The organism is Meridianimaribacter sp. CL38, from assembly GCF_004328055.1.
GTDB classification, from domain to species: domain Bacteria; phylum Bacteroidota; class Bacteroidia; order Flavobacteriales; family Flavobacteriaceae; genus Gaetbulibacter_B; species Gaetbulibacter_B jejuensis.
In genome coordinates, this window is sequence record NZ_QKWS01000001.1 from 541,318 (window position 1) to 556,974 (window position 15,657).

Annotated in this window: 9 protein-coding genes; 2 read left to right on the forward strand and 7 right to left on the reverse strand. The window is 34.0% G+C overall.

Annotation, left to right across the window (positions count from 1 at the left end; translation table 11 throughout):
• Positions 1–20: 20 nt before the first annotated feature.
• The 3 genes from DMZ43_RS02535 to msrB are packed head-to-tail and all read right to left on the reverse strand — an operon-like array spanning position 21 to position 2,568.
• Positions 21–1,577 carry a YdiU family protein gene (locus tag DMZ43_RS02535; protein ID WP_131506532.1) on the reverse strand — a complete coding sequence of 519 codons (1,557 nt, stop codon included), beginning with the start codon at positions 1,575–1,577 and terminating at the stop codon, positions 21–23.
• Positions 1,577–2,113 (reverse strand): peptide-methionine (S)-S-oxide reductase MsrA, encoded by a 537-nt coding sequence (msrA, locus tag DMZ43_RS02540; RefSeq protein WP_131506078.1) that lies wholly within the window; start codon positions 2,111–2,113, stop codon positions 1,577–1,579. The genes DMZ43_RS02535 and msrA overlap by 1 nt, the downstream gene beginning before the upstream one ends.
• 5 nt (positions 2,114–2,118) lie before the next feature.
• Positions 2,119–2,568, reverse strand: coding sequence for a peptide-methionine (R)-S-oxide reductase MsrB (gene msrB, locus DMZ43_RS02545; RefSeq protein ID WP_131506079.1), 450 nt, complete (start codon positions 2,566–2,568; stop codon positions 2,119–2,121).
• Positions 2,569–2,721: 153 nt separating this feature from the next.
• Here msrB and DMZ43_RS02550 point away from each other — a divergent pair, with 153 nt between their 5' ends.
• Positions 2,722–4,005, forward strand: coding sequence for a Pycsar system effector family protein (locus DMZ43_RS02550; protein ID WP_131506080.1), 1,284 nt, complete (start codon positions 2,722–2,724; stop codon positions 4,003–4,005).
• Here DMZ43_RS02550 and DMZ43_RS02555 read toward each other — a convergent pair.
• Positions 3,995–6,370 (reverse strand): GAF domain-containing protein, encoded by a 2,376-nt coding sequence (locus DMZ43_RS02555; protein WP_131506081.1) that lies wholly within the window; start codon positions 6,368–6,370, stop codon positions 3,995–3,997. The genes DMZ43_RS02550 and DMZ43_RS02555 overlap by 11 nt on opposite strands.
• Before the next feature lie 175 nt (positions 6,371–6,545).
• Here DMZ43_RS02555 and DMZ43_RS02560 point away from each other — a divergent pair, with 175 nt between their 5' ends.
• Entirely contained in the window at positions 6,546–9,914 is a 3,369-nt protein-coding gene (locus tag DMZ43_RS02560; protein ID WP_131506082.1) for a T9SS type B sorting domain-containing protein, read from the forward strand.
• Between the two features lie 23 nt (positions 9,915–9,937).
• Here DMZ43_RS02560 and DMZ43_RS02565 read toward each other — a convergent pair whose 3' ends face one another.
• Genes DMZ43_RS02565 through DMZ43_RS02575 form a run of 3 tightly spaced genes read right to left on the reverse strand, consistent with a single transcriptional unit; the run spans position 9,938 to position 15,656 of the window.
• On the reverse strand, positions 9,938–12,055 hold the full coding sequence (locus DMZ43_RS02565; RefSeq protein WP_131506083.1) for a glycoside hydrolase family 97 protein: 2,118 nt from the start codon (positions 12,053–12,055) through the stop codon (positions 9,938–9,940).
• 10 nt (positions 12,056–12,065) lie between these two features.
• Positions 12,066–13,724, reverse strand: coding sequence for an alpha-amylase family glycosyl hydrolase (locus DMZ43_RS02570; protein ID WP_131506084.1), 1,659 nt, complete (start codon positions 13,722–13,724; stop codon positions 12,066–12,068).
• A 33-nt stretch (positions 13,725–13,757) separates the two neighbouring features.
• On the reverse strand, positions 13,758–15,656 hold the full coding sequence (locus DMZ43_RS02575) for an alpha-amylase family glycosyl hydrolase (protein WP_131506085.1): 1,899 nt from the start codon (positions 15,654–15,656) through the stop codon (positions 13,758–13,760).
• Position 15,657: the final 1 nt, after the last annotated feature.

Sequence of the window (15,657 nt, forward strand, 5' to 3'; positions counted from 1 at the left end):
TTTTATTATAAAAATACTAATTAAGAACTGCATGACAGCATTGAACACCCTATTTTATGTCTTGCCCATTCTGGTCGTTTTGCAAACCATTTTTCATTTTCTGGTTGCTCATCGTATGGCTTTTTTAATAGTTCAAACAACTCTTCAACCAAGCTGTAATCACTTTCTTCGGCTTTATCTATTGCTAATTGTGCCATGTAATTTCGCAATACATATTTTGGGTTTACAGCATTCATTTTTTTAGAACGTTCAGTGCTACTCAACGTTTCCTTTTTTAATCTTAACGTATACTTATCAAACCAAAGCAGCCACTTTTCTTTTATTTCATTAGATATTTCAGAATAAAAAGCAGGTTTTATGAGTTCAAAACCTCTTTTTGGATTATCTACTGAAAACTTAGAAAGCAACCTAAAAAACAGTGTCATATCTGTTTCAGATAACAATAACGTTTCTTCCAACTCATGAATAAGTTGTAAATCTGAAGCCTCTTTAAATTCCAAACCAAGTTTTGAACGCATCATTTCTAATGATTGCTTGTCAAAATTATTCTTATAGGCTTCTAATGCTGTTTCAAAAGGCTTAGCATCTTCAACCAGAGCATACAACGCATTTGCTAGTTGGTATAAATTCCAAAGTCCAATATTGGGTTGATTTCCAAACCTATACCGCTTATGTTGAGCATCTGTTGTATTTGGAGTCCAACCATAATCAAAACCTTCTAGCCAACCATAAGGTCCATAGTCTATGGTTAAACCAAGAATTGACATATTATCGGTATTCATTACACCATGCACAAAACCTACTCGCTGCCAATGGATAATCATCTCTAATGTGCGTTGACAAACTTCATCAAAAAACTTAATATAAGTCTCTTTTGACGGCTTTCCCAGATGAGGAAAAAATTGATTAATTGTATAATCGGTTAATAGAGTAAGCGTTTTTAAATCTTGTCGTGCTGCGAAAATTTCAAAATTCCCAAAACGAATAAAAGTTGGAGACACTCTACAAACTATTGCTCCTTTCTCATAAGCTGAGTTACCATCATACATCACATCTCTAAGCACTTTTTCTCCTGTTGACAACAATGCCAAAGCTCTAGTAGTTGGCACTCCTAAATGATGCATTGCTTCGCTACATAAATACTCTCTAATTGATGAGCGCAATACTGCCAAACCATCACCTTGTCTTGAGTATGGAGTTTCTCCTGCACCTTTAAGCTGCAAAGCCCATTGCTTGTTGTTTTGCTGAATTTCAAAAAGGTTTATAGCACGACCATCACCTAATTGTCCTGCCCAATTACCAAATTGATGTCCACCATAATTCATGGCATAAGGTTTTGTGTTTGGATACACACTGTTACCAGACATTATTTGCAAAAAATCATTTGATTTAAGGTCTTGCGCTGTTAAACCTAAGTTTTTAGCTAAGTCCACTGAACTATGAATCAACTCAGGGTTTTGAGCCAATTTAGGATTAACATAAGAAAAACACGCCTGCTCAACTTGTCTTCTGGTGTTTTCTAAAACTACATCAGAAGGCAAGTTCTCAGAAAATGTATTATTGATATTGAATGTTATCATATTAATTTATCGGCATGCAGTTGACGTAGTTTAGCTAATTTTGGAGTAATTACAAAATTACAATAGCCATAATCAGGATTATTCTTATAAAAATCTTGATGTTCAACTTCGGCATCATAAAATACATCTAGTTCACTAAGCTCTGTAACTATAGGTTTTTCAAAATATACATTAAGCTCATTTAAAACCTGTTCAGCTACTTTTTTTTGATTGTCATTATGATAAAAAATCACTGAACGATACTGTGTACCAACATCAGCTCCTTGCCTATTTAAAGTTGTTGGATCATGCGTTGTCATAAAAATTGTAATGATATCCTTATATGAAATTATATTAGGATTAAACTCTATTTGAACTACTTCGGCATGACCTGTGAGCCCTGAACAAATTTCTCGATAGGTTGGTTTACCAGGAACTGTTCCTCCAGAATATCCTGAGGTTACCTTAACAACGCCTTTAACCTGTTGAAAAACGGCTTCGGTACACCAAAAGCATCCACCACCTACTGTTGCTAATTCATATGTTACATTCATACTACTTAGTCTTCCTTTTGTAACGTTAATGACTCCGAATTTACACAATACCTTAATCCACTTGGTACTGGTCCATCAGGAAAAACATGACCTAAATGCGCATCACAAACGTTACACATAATTTCCACGCGAATCATACCAAACGAAGAGTCCTTTTCATATTTAATAGCGTTTTCCTTTATAGGCTGTGTAAAACTAGGCCAACCAGTGCCTGAGTTAAACTTTATGGTAGAATCAAACATTGGCGTATTACAGCAAACACAATTGTATTTACCTGCTTCGTGTGTTGAACAAAAGGCTCCTGTTCCTGCCATTTCAGTACCTTTTTTTCTTGTAATTCGATATTGATCGGTAGTGAGTAGCGCTTTCCATTCTTCTTCTGTTTTTTCAACTCTTTTGTCTGGTGTTGGATTACCATTAACTGAAAAATCGATAATATTTTTCCAAGTAAGCATATGTTGTCCTTTCTTTTATTAATTAAAACTGAAAAAAATGTGTTCAAAATTAGTCGACATGCTTCTATTTTACTTACAATCAAAGCGTAAAAGCAGTCTGCTGTTTTTCGATTTTTTTTAGTACTTTGTATTCTATAAATTTAAACAAGATTTATGTCTAAACTAGTTGAAAATGCTGAAAAGTTTGTTTTTGATCTTTTTAAAAATGACCTTGACCAAACATTTCTTTACCATAATTATACACATACCGAACGTGTACTAAGAAGCTTAAGAGAAATTCTTGAAAACTCTGAAGTTAACAAAGAAGATTCTGAAATTTTAGAACTTGCTGTTTTATTTCATGATACAGGTTACACCAAGCTTAGAGAGGGTCATGAAGAGGAGAGTGTAAAAATAGCTTCAAAATTTCTAAAAGATAATGATGCAAGTGATGACTTGATAGGTTCGGTTAGTGAGTGCATTATGGCTACAAAGTTTAAAGACACTCCTAAAACTAAACTAGGTAAAATTATAAGGGATGCTGATGCTTCGCATTTTGGTAAAAAATATTTTAATGAAGCCAGTGAGTTTTTAAGAAAGGAAATGGAAATACAAGGTGTTTGCAAGTTTTCACCTAGCGAATGGCTTGAAGAAAACATAAAAGTACTTACCGAAAAGCATGAGTTTTATACTGATTATGCTTTAAAAAATTGGCAAAGACAAAAAGAAGAAAACCTTGCTAAACTGATAAAAAAGAAAAAGAAGAATAAAGAAAAAGCCAATAAAGAAAAAATAAAGGCAAAGTATAAAGCACAGTATAAAAACGAAAGTCCTGAACGTGGTATTCAAACTTTTTATAGAGTTGCATTAAGAAACCACATAAAACTTAGTGACATTGCGGATACTAAAGCCAACATATTACTTTCGGTTAATGCTATTATTATTTCTTTGGTACTTTCTAACCTAATGTCAAAGCTTGATTCTCCTTCAAACAGCTATTTAATAGTACCTACATTAATATTTACTGTTTCTAGTGTGGTTTCGATGATTTTATCAATAATTGCTACAAGACCAAATATTACCAGTGGTGAGTTTACCAAAGAAGATGTTAAGAACAAAAAAGTGAATTTAACCTTTTTTGGAAACTTTCATAAAATGGAGTTAAGTGAGTACCAATGGGCAATTAGTGAGCTTTTAAAAGACAAAGATTACGTGTACAGTTCTTTAACCAAAGACTTGTACTTTCTAGGTAAAGTTTTAGACCGAAAATACAGGATTTTGCGTTTAACCTATACTATTTTTATGGCTGGAATGGTAATATCTGTGATTGCTTTTGCGGTATCTTTTAAAGCTCAACACCCAAAGAAAGACATTAAAGATGTGATTACTAAAAACGAGTATAAACTAAACCCAAAAACTTCAACAAAAAGCAGTGATTTTTTTTATATTACTGCTTAAGTGTTGCCATTAAATCGTCATAGGTGTAGAATTTTTGATCCTCTTTATCAGTGTATAAGATACTGGCTCTTATAGCTCTTAAACCAGTAACACTTTGTAGGTCTTCTAACTCTAAAATTTCAACCTCATCTCCAAGTACGTGTTTAGATTGTAAGAACTTTACATAACGCATGTATTCTTGCTCATCTTCTTTTTGAGAATATACTATAGTAATTTTTCCTTTGTGTGTAATTCTATCAGTAGTTCCTTTAACAAAAGCTTTGTCCACACGTTTTTTTACAACTTCATATCTTGCATTATAAGTACCATCTACATCAAAACGTTTTTCATCCATTCTAAATCTTATAGACAATGGTTGATTAAACACTAAAATCATTGAAGTAACGTCTAAAGACATTGGATACTCGTGCTGATTGTTGTAAAATTCATTTTCCATTTCGCACATTACCTGAAGCTGCCACAACCTTAGGTTGTACAAGTATATATTATCAAAGCTATCTTCTTTTGTAATAGCCTCTCCTATATACATGTTATGTTCAACTCCATCGGTTTTATAACGCTCAAAAAAGTGTGGATACATTTGTTGCGCATCAACTTGTTTTTCGTCCAGCATACTAGACATTTTTTTGTTGATAAGCGCAATGGTATCATCATAGTTTTTTCTGTAGTAATAAATCATTCCTAAGTTGGAATCAATTTTACTAAAGTAGTCTTCTATACTTTCTTTTAATTCAGAATGTTTAGCTAGTAAAAACTTAAATAAAGCGTCTAATTCTTTATGGAAAAACGCAGCTATTTGTTGCTCACTATCTACTTTAAAATCGGTCTCAATTTCTTTAATGTAAGAATCAATTTGAAATCTTACTTGGTCATAGATAGGCATATTTAAATGCTCAGGAATATCTTCAAGAATTTTATTAGCAAAAGACAGTTGAAGCAATAAATCTTTTTGAGTAGTTAAATTTCTAGCTTCTGATGATCCTTTTACATCAATTTGTCCAAAAAGTGGATATACTTTTTCAAAAGAAATTTTTTGAAACATTGCATTTCCATCATTATTGTGTTGATCAATTAAAAATTGCTTTGCAGCTTTTTTAAATTTCCACGACACACTAGGATGTATAGATGTGCATTCTTGTTGTATAACTGCCTCTATTAAGTTTTCTTCTTCGCGCTTAGATCGTTTAACCGAAGACACTATAAATGGCATTACATCGATTAGCTTGTTAGCTACAATACTATTAAGTACATGTGGTTTTTCTGAAGCTATTTCAAGAACACCTAACACTTCATCTTTATCAGCGATTGGAGCTAAAATAGCACTTTTAATACCTTGTTTGTTTAAAATAGAAACATGAGGCATTTCTTCTTTATCTACACACGATTTTTCTACATTAGATACCGAAAAAAATTGCTTTTGGTTTATGATTAAATCATAAGACCAATCACAAAGTGCATTTTTACAACTTAAATGATCTTGATCACATAAAAGAAAACTCTCAATACCTTCTCCATAAACTCGTTCAAAACTATCATCTTCTTTATTATAAATAGAAAAACCAACTTTTAAATCTTTAATTCCTAAGAAAGAACTAAAGATATTCTGGAAATCGCTCATAAAGCTTTTATCCTTACGTTTGGCTTCTCCTATAAGTGTAGATTTTATATTGGAAATAGATTGGTCATCAGTAACATCAAACATGTTAGAAATAACAAATCCTTTAAACTCATAACTATTAGGTGGAAACTTTTCTTTCCACAAATCGAGATTATCAAAATTATCTAGTAATTCTTCGTAATCGTCTTGAGTGACTTTAGGAGCATTCTTTTTTGGTACAACTTCGGTAAAATCGGCATTATACAAAATCTTATAATACCTCATTACTCCTTTTTCATCAGGTATTTCGTATAAAAATGGACGTTTAAAACTTAAATCGTAACCATAATGAAGATTCAAAATAATAGTACACGCAATAATGTACAAATCACTTTCAGGAAGGTTTTTAATTTTAAGTTCAAAACCATCACCAGCAGCTTTTACTATTTTCTTGAAACGCTCAGAGGAGTTAAAAATAATATTCTGAAATGGCAATGAAACTGCTTTAATTTCGTTATTAGTTAAAGCGTCACTAAAAGTATCTTGTAAAATTGTAGTGATCAGCTCTTGATGCTCTTTCAAGGTTGATTCATCATCAAAGCCATCTCTCAATATACTATGAGGTTCTTGTAACCTAAGTATTCTTTCTGCTTTGGCTTTTTCAAAATCATCTCCTGTTTGCTTCAAATCTTCGTAATATTTGAGCAACTTATCAAAGCTTATCTTAAGCTCAAAAGGCAATTGTGTATTAGGGTCAAAATGCTTCATAGTGTGCTGCAAATTTACGAATAAAATAGATTGGTCGTAATTTTATTGATTAAATAACATAATGACTCAACAGAAAAACATGTTTAAAATAACGATTATTTCTGTTTAATGATGGGGAAAAGAGGCAATTAAACTGTTTTAATATTATATTTGATAGTATTCATTACAAACAATAATGCCTTGTAGCTCAATACATAAATTAAAACTTAAACTAACTCGAAGTAAATCATTACAGCTTTCAACAAAAAAGCGAATTGACCTAAGAGCAAAATTGTTTGGAATAACATCTCAATTTTCAAGTAACCTACAGAAGTCTTTTTGTAGCTTTATTTTACTTTTTTTTTCAACGTTTAGCTACGCGCAACTACCTGATTTCAACTTAAACGTTACTGCTGTTAACGAAACTTGTTCTGGTAATGGTGCTCTACAAATGGAAGTTTCCAATACAGCATCAGGAGCTGATATTACATATACTCTTTACATTTTACCTGACACCTCTACTCCTGTTGCTCAAACATCAACCAACTCATTTAATAATCTTTTTGCAGGAAACTACAAAGTGGTTGCAACCCAATCGTTAAATGGAGACGAAAACACCCAAGAGCAAGAAGCAACTATTAACAACTTAACTACTGAACTGGATTTTGAAATTAGCCACACAACTGCTACATCCTGTAACCAAACTGCCACATTAATTGTAAATGTAACATCTGGTGACGCAGCATTGTATGAAATTACTTCTGGACCAATAACTGTTGCACCACAAACCTCAAATGAATTTTCCAATTTAACACCAGGAACTTATGTTGTACGCGTATATGATGAATGTGAAAACGCACTATCTAAAACCTACACATTAATTCTTGGTGAAAATGACATTACTATTGAGCAATCAGTACTTCCAGTTGTTTATAGCTCTTGTTCAGAAATAGAAATAACCAATAGCATCAATGCGCCTCCTGAAAACCCTATAATTTATCCGCTAACCATAACTTATACAATTTATCCTCCTGATGGCTCTCCTGAAATTGTAATTGTTGAAGAAATGACCTCAGGACCTGAGCTACAATTTAACATTAGCCAAAGCATTATGACTTTTGGTGAAGAAACATTTACAGTAAACATTACAATTACTGATGCTTGCAACAATGTTTTTGAAAGAGATAATGAAATTGACCCAAACCCAAAAGTAATGTTGTTTCCTACTGAAGCATACTGCGGAAAATTTTTAAACCTTATAGTAAACAACTTCTTACCTCCTTATCAAGTTGAATTTATTGAAGCTCCTGAAGATTTTATACCTTCAGTTTTTAATGAAGAATACCCTGGACCTTACAACAATAATGTTGTAGTTTTCGAAACAGAAGGAAACCCTGTACCTTACGGAACATACACTATAAATCTTATAGATGCTTGTGGCAGATCAGGCACACATACTCTACTCTTGGAAGAAATTCCTCTAGAGCCAAATCTAGTAGTTAACAATACAGGTTGCTCGGTAGACTCTGGCTTTATAAATGTTTCAATTCCAGACAGAGAAATTGTATCTGCTACAGTAACTGTAGCTCCAGTATCTTATGAAAACGTCTTGCCTGATGATATTTCAGAAAACATCAATAATGGCGCTTTAAGTTTAAGTAATTTAGGAAGTGGAATTTATACTATACTAGTTATCGATGATTGCGGAAGTGAATACATCATTGAAACAATTGTTCCTGAATTTGTAATGCAAGAACTATCAGTTATAGCAAAACCAAATTGCTTAACCGAAACCGGATCTTTACGTCTTGCTAGTGGACATGGTAGCCTTACTTCAGTTTTAATTTCATCGGCTCCATCTAACTATACACCTTCACTTCCTGATGATGTAAGTGAAAATATAGCTGACTCAGGTTTTTTCTTTATGAACAACCTTCCTGCTGGAGATTACACTTTTGAATTAGTTGACGAATGCGGATTTCAATACACTGAAAATGTTTACATAAATGCATACATCAGCACTCCAAGTGCTTATACTTTAAACAGAAACTGTGGTTCTTTTGATGTTGGTATTAACGATTCTGACGATTCAGTAGTTTCAAAAACCTATTGGTTTCAAAGGTATTTTCCTGAAACCGAAACTTGGGGACACCCAAATACTGGAAGTCCATATACCGAAGGTGATATTCCAAATAGCTCTACAGCCATTCAAATTTTGAATGAGCAAACCATTTACAACATTTTTTTAACTGGAGAATTTAGACTTATTAAGGTGTTTCAACCATTCAACAACCAAAACCCTAACGATTTTTGTTTAGATATTTTTGCAAACTTCTCAGTGTTTTCAAACCTTGTTATTTCTGGTGTTTATAATTTAGGTTGCGATGGTGGTAGCGGACCATCAGATGTTATTGTAGACGTTGTTGGCGTTGGTCCTTTTAACTTTAGTATTATTTCGCCTTTTGAATTTGATAATGGTGAAAGCAACGCGTTCTTAAATTTAAATGCAGGAACTTATGAGATAAAAGTTGAAGATGCTTGCGGAAATATTGAAAACACTGTAATAAACATTGAAAATCTATTACCAGTCGTAAACATTACTCAACCTGACAATCTACTGTTTTGTACTGATACCAATAGTAATTCTGAAACCTTTAGTTTAAACGATCAAAATGCATTAATTCTAGGTAATCAAAACCCAAATAATTTTACCGTTAGCTACCACCTAAATCAAGCAGATGCTAACTCAGGTGATAATGCACTACCTAACAACTATACAAACACAAACAATCCACAAGCTATCTATGCAAGAGTTATTCATAACACATTAGATGTTTGTTATGCAACTACCTCATTTCAAATTCAAGTTGGCGACATTCCTGTTGTTGATGACGATCAAACTATTTCTATTTGCGATGGAAGCACTACAACATTAACAGCAACATCAGGTTATGATGCTTACGAATGGTCTACTGGAGAAACTTCTCAAAGTATTGTAGTAAGCCAAGGTGGAACGTATTCGGTTACTGTAAAGAATATGTACGGTAACAATAGTTGTGAGGCTATTCAAAATTTCACAGTCTACACCTCTAGTATTGCAACTATTGAAAACATAGAAACTATTGATTGGACTTCCAACAGTAACTCCATTTCTGTTTCAGTTTCAGGAACTGGAGATTATGTATTTTCTTTGGATGGTATTATTTATCAAGAATCAAATGTCTTCACTAATCTTCCAGCTGGTTCTTATACTGTTTTTGTTAAAGATTTAAATGATTGTGGTATTGTTACTGAAGACGTTTCAATATTAAATTATCCAAGTTTTTTCACTCCAAACAATGATGGTTACAACGATTATTGGCAAATCATAGAATCGCAAACTGAACCTAGTTTAGAAGTCACCATTTTTGATCGATTCGGAAAAATACTAACGTCTTTTTATGGCAATCATTTTGGTTGGGATGGCACGTATAATGGAAACAATATGCCAACCAATGATTATTGGTTTTTAGTGAAACGTGCTGACGGAACAACTCATAGAGGTCACTTTACTCTAAAAAGATAAAAAGCTCCTTTCGGAGCTTTTATTTATTTCTTAAAAATACTAATTGCAAAACCACCACCTTCTGCTAATTTCACAGAAAGATTTGAGCCTTTTGACACTTCAATTTTTTCAATTATGATGTCTAGAGGATTATCGTCCCAATGTGCTTCATCTCCATCTCTGTAAATTACAGCTTCGTAGCTTTGGTTATCATCTAAAAAGTCGAAAGTTAAGTCTATTGTTCTCGCACTTTCATCTGTAATACCACCAACAAACCAATTACCTGTTTCACGCTCTTGTCTTGCTATGGTTACATAATCGCCAACCACACCATTCAACACTTTGGTTTCTTGCCAATCTACGCCAACGTCTTTTATAAATTGAAGTGGCTCTGGGTTGGCTTCGTAATGTTCTACCAAATCAGCAGCCATTTGTATTGGACTATAAATCACCACATACAATGCTAATTGCTGAGCAATCGTAGTGTTTACCTGATTGTCTGGTTTGTATTCATCAAACTTAATATTGAAAATTCCTGGTGTATAATCTATAGGACCAGACAACATTCTTGTAAAAGCAACTATTGGTAAATGCTCTGGTGGATTACCTCCATCACTTGCCCAAGCATTAAATTCTTGCCCTCTTAAACCTTCGCGAGAAATAATATTAGGATAGGTTCTTCTTAAGCCTGTTGCTTTAATAGGTTCGTGTGCGTTAACTGCCACTTCATATTTTGCCGCTTTTATAGCTGCATTGTTATAGTGGTTTACCATATACTGTCCGTGATGGTATTCTCCCTTTGGAAGTATCTTACCAACATAACCAGATTTTACCGAGTGCATACCATATTTTTGCATTAATGCATAAGCTGTGTCTTGTTGCTTAGTATACGTTTCGGTTGCTGCCGAGGTTTCGTGGTGCATTATAATTTCTACACCTTTTTCTTTAGCATATCGTGTAACCTCATCAATATCATAGTCTGGATATGGTGTTACAAAATCGAACACACCTTCGCGGTCTTCAAAACCTATCCAATGTTCCCAACCAGTATTCCAGCCTTCAACTAAAACACCACCAATGTTATTTTTTGCAGAAAAGTCTATAAAGCGTTTTACATTTTCAGTATTTGCTCCGTGTTTTCCGTGTGCACCTCCTGTGTCTGTCCACGTACTCATATTCTGAGTCATCCCATAATCCCAAGAGGATTTTCCTAAGTGCATTTCCCACCAAACACCTGTATACTTCATTGGCGTAAACCAAGATACGTCTCCAAGTTTATTTGGCTCATTTAGATTCACGATTAGCTTTGATTCTATTAGTTCTGGTGCATTATCTGATATTTGAATCGTTCTCCAAGGCGTCTCAAAAGGCAACCTTCTTTTCACCTTATAATCGGTGTTTTCTGAACCTACTAAATTACTCTTTAAATCAAGGTTTTTAGTATCTACTTTTAAGGTCATTCCTGAATAATCTATCAAAGCTGCTTCGTGAAAACTTAAATGTGTTCCATCTGCACCAACCATAGTAACTGGTGTGTTAACAGCATTTTCCGGAATATACGTTTGTGCTAAATTTTTGTGGTTTGCAAACTGTAAGGCATCAACCTCTGATAGCTTTGTAGTATTATACAAATGCTCATAAATATCCCAATCACCAGGAATCCAAAACGTTTTATAGTCTTCGGTTAAATTAAACTCTGTATGCTCATCTTTAATCAGTGCTTCTTTAAAATTAGCTTGTTCTGGGAATTCGTATCTGAATCCAATACCATCGTCATATACTTTAAAAACAAGGTTTAGTTTTCGTTTTAATTCTGATGTTTCTTGTAATTCAACTCTTAATTCATTGTAATGGTTTACTACATCTACTTGTTCTCCCCAAGACATTTGCCAAGTCTCATTGAACGTGCTTGTTGTTGTATTTACAATATTGAAATTATCCTTTAAAGCTTTAGCATTTGTAAACTCAAACCCTAAGTAAGAGCTATCTACTACGATTTTGTTATTGAACATTACTGTGTAAAACGGTTGTCCCTGAGCATTAAGGTTGAAGTTTACTTTCACTTCACTATTTGGCGAAGTCACTTCAGTAATATGTTTTTCCTTTTGATTACATGAAAAGAAAAGGACTGTAAGGATTAATGGGATAAGATTGAATTTCATTAAGATTGATTTATTGTCTTTCGATTAAAATGATATTAGTATTCGAATTTATGATAATTTTTCCATTTTCTACAGTGGCTTTAACACCAGAATATGCATCTTGAAGTTTATCTCCTTCTTCAAAAATTTTAGAAACATCGATAACTTTTTCGCCTTTTGGTAAGTCTAAACCAACAATTACCAAATCTTTAAAGTCTCCTTGCTGATAGCTTCTGTAAAATAAATAAGGTTCTCGGGTTATCATTTGATGGTTACCAGCGCCTACAGCAGGATGATTTGCTCTAAACTGTCCTAGCTTTTGCCAATGAGTTAGTACTGCTTTTGTTTTTGGGTCTGAATTTAAAGCTTCCCAATTCATAAATGAACGTAAGGTAGCGTCGCCTTCAGTGCCTTCTATAACTAATAATCTTGCAGATTCATCACCATAATAAACTTGTGACGTTCCTGGAGATAGTAACAATCTATTTGCGGTTTCGTATGGTTTTTCTCTTTTAGCATCAAACGGACTACCATCGTCGTGAGAACTTAAATAATTCAATGTTCCAAAACCTTTTAATGGACCTTTTAAACTATCGTTATATTTTTTAAAAGCGTCTTCATAACTCAACTCTTTTGAGTTCCATTTGAATTCAAAATTGATTAAGCTTTGAAAACTTGGTGGATTAAAATAGTTCACCTTTCTATCGCCATAATCATAAAATTGTCCTCCACTAATTCCATAATTATACACTTCTCCAACCAAATAGAAGTCGTTACCGTCTAAAACCTTATCTGGTTTATTCTTCTTATAAGTTTCAAATGCATAATCACATTCTTTCTTAAATTCTTGCCATACATATTCTTCTGTATGTTTTACGGTATCTACACGGTAACCATCAATACCAAAATCGGTAATGTAATCCGTTAACCATTTCATTATATAGAAACGTGGAGCTCTTGGGTGACCTGTACGTTCAAAAAAGGCATCGAGCTCTTTTACTTCTTGGTCGTAACGACCTTCTGCTTTCCATTTTTCTACTAATTGTGGTGGTAATGCTACATTCTCATTGCTTTCAGTTCTGATATCTGGAAGATTAGCTACCAATGTACAACTGATGGTGTTATCATAACTATCGTAAGTACATTGTTTATCTGTTCTTACCCATTCTTCTGGCCAAACTGGGTCTTTTTCTGTTACAGGACCTGTATGATTGATTACTGCATCTAATACTACACGAATGTCTTTGGCGTGTGCTTCCTTTACCAGTTCTTTCAAATCCTCTTCAGTCCCAAAATTTGGATCAATTTTAGTCCAGTCTTTTGCCCAATAACCGTGAAAACCATAAGTAACACCTGTACCCTCGTCTGTTCCTCCGTGGATTTGCTCTACAATTGGTGTCATCCAAATCGCATTGATACCCAAATCGGTAAAATAGCCTTCCTTGATTTTTTGAGTGATGCCTTTGATGTCGCCTCCTTCAAAACCACGCAATTTCCCTGTTGCTCTCGTCCTGTCAAAGTTGACATCATTTGAAGTATCGCCATTATTGAATCGGTCTGTCAATAAAAAATATAAGTTAGCACCTTCCCAGACAAATGGTGTTTCTGGCTTTGGTGCTTGTTGTTTTGTTTCTTGATTGCAAGACATTGCTAACGTAATGGTAAGTATTGCTAGAGTTAGTTTTTTCATTGGTGTTTATTTTCTGCGTAACTAGAATTTAAATTATTCGTTGATTTTTAGAATGAAAGATTCCAGAGGTTTTATATCTATCCTCACTTTTGCTCTACTGTTTTCAACTTTTAAGGTTGACGTATAATTCTTGTACAACTGATCTTCCACTTGATAATCTCCATCTTTCAAACCTAATTTTGAAACCAAATCTTCTGGCAATTGCAATTCAAAACCATAAGTATTTTCGGCATTAAAGTTTGAAATGATAATTAGCTTTTCATCATCACTCCAACGTGAAAAACTTAAGACTTTATCGTTATACCATTCTGTATGTTGTTGATTGTAATGTTGCAAATCTTGATAGTCTCCCATTAAAGCATCACTATTAATCGTGAAGTTTAATAAGCGCTTATAAAAATCTCTCAATGTTTTTTCGTCTTCGGTAGATTGGCCTCCATCAAACTGTTTGTTGTTTACCCAACGTACAACACTCGGCACACTTCCATAATCAAAAATTGAGGTTCGTGTTGGGTCGCCAAAACCTAAATCTTCTTCGGCTTTTTCGCCAAATTCCTGACCAAAATATACCATTGTTGGCGATGTACTAATAGTTGCAGAAACCACCATTGCAGGCTTTCCCTTTTCAGCGTTGCCAGCAAAATCTGGACTTGCAATACGTTGCTCATCGTGATTTTCTAAAAAGTGAAGCATATGGTGCTCAATATCTTTTAAATCCTCTTGAATTGGTGGAATATTGTATGTACTTCCGTGACCTTGCATTACGTGTTTTAAGGTGTCATACAATTGCACCTTATCGTACAGATAATCCATTTTTCCTTTTTTGATGTAATCTCTATACAGATGTGGTTGGTAAACCTCAGCGAGTAAAAAGGCATCTGGATTCTGCATTTTGATGTGCGAATTCATATAACTCCAAAATTCCACAGGCACCATTTCTGCCATATCAAAACGGAAACCATCCACGCTTTTGGCTGTCCAATATAAGGCGATATCTTTAAACTTTATCCAAGAACTTGGTACGGTTTTGTCCTTCCAGAAGTTATAATGTGCTTTGTAATCTTCATTATCGAAACCTTCAGGAAGTTCGTCAAAATCTTTTTTGCCTTCTGGATTGATTCCATAGTTAACTTTTACGGTTTCGTACCAATCGTGCATTTTAGGTTGCGACGCTCTTGAACCGTTACCTGTCCATTTTGCAGGAATTTCTTCAAACTTACTATCTGCTTTTGGATGGTTTTCGCCACCTAAAGGTTGGTAACCGTTTTCCCAATTTGGTACTTTAAATGGTTCTCCTGGATTATAATAAAAGTTGTTATTGACTACGTAAGTCACGGTTTTATCATCTTCTGCACCAAAATCCGTTGTGCCTTCAGGATTAGTTAGACTCTGATAATTACGAGCCACGTGGTTTGGCACAATATCTATTAAAACCTTTAACCCTGCATTGTGTGAACGCTCAATTAAGGCTTCAAACTCTTGTAATCTATTCTCAACATTTTCGGCTAAATCTGGATTAACATTATAGTAATCCTTTACGGCATAAGGCGAACCTGCACGACCTTTTACAATATCTGGATCGTCGTTAGAAATCCCGAATTCAGTATAATCAGTAATCACATCATGATGTGGCACACCTGTGTACCAAATATGTGTGACTCCGAGATCTTTAATTTCAGTAAGTGCTTTGTCCGTGAAGTCGTTGAATTTACCAACACCATTTTCTTCTAAAGTTCCCCAAGGTTTGTTATTGGTATTGGTATTTCCGAACAGACGCGTAAAGACTTGATATACGACTTCTTTCTTTTTCATTTTTTGCTTTGTTGCATTTGCTTTCAATTCACTATTATTTGGTGTCGTGTTGTTTTCATTTTTACAACTGAACATCACTGAAGCGATTAAAATTAGAGCAACTATATAGTTTGAACGCATA

Coding starts and splice junctions, on each gene's coding strand:
- msrA (WP_131506078.1), bottom strand. CDS start 2,113: ATGAATGTAACATATGAATTAGCAACAGTAGGTGGTGGATGCTTTTGG.
- msrB (WP_131506079.1), bottom strand. CDS start 2,568: ATGCTTACTTGGAAAAATATTATCGATTTTTCAGTTAATGGTAATCCA.
- DMZ43_RS02550 (WP_131506080.1), top strand. CDS start 2,722: ATGTCTAAACTAGTTGAAAATGCTGAAAAGTTTGTTTTTGATCTTTTT.
- DMZ43_RS02555 (WP_131506081.1), bottom strand. CDS start 6,370: ATGAAGCATTTTGACCCTAATACACAATTGCCTTTTGAGCTTAAGATA.
- DMZ43_RS02560 (WP_131506082.1), top strand. CDS start 6,546: ATGCCTTGTAGCTCAATACATAAATTAAAACTTAAACTAACTCGAAGT.
- DMZ43_RS02565 (WP_131506083.1), bottom strand. CDS start 12,055: ATGAAATTCAATCTTATCCCATTAATCCTTACAGTCCTTTTCTTTTCA.
- DMZ43_RS02570 (WP_131506084.1), bottom strand. CDS start 13,724: ATGAAAAAACTAACTCTAGCAATACTTACCATTACGTTAGCAATGTCT.
- DMZ43_RS02575 (WP_131506085.1), bottom strand. CDS start 15,656: ATGCGTTCAAACTATATAGTTGCTCTAATTTTAATCGCTTCAGTGATG.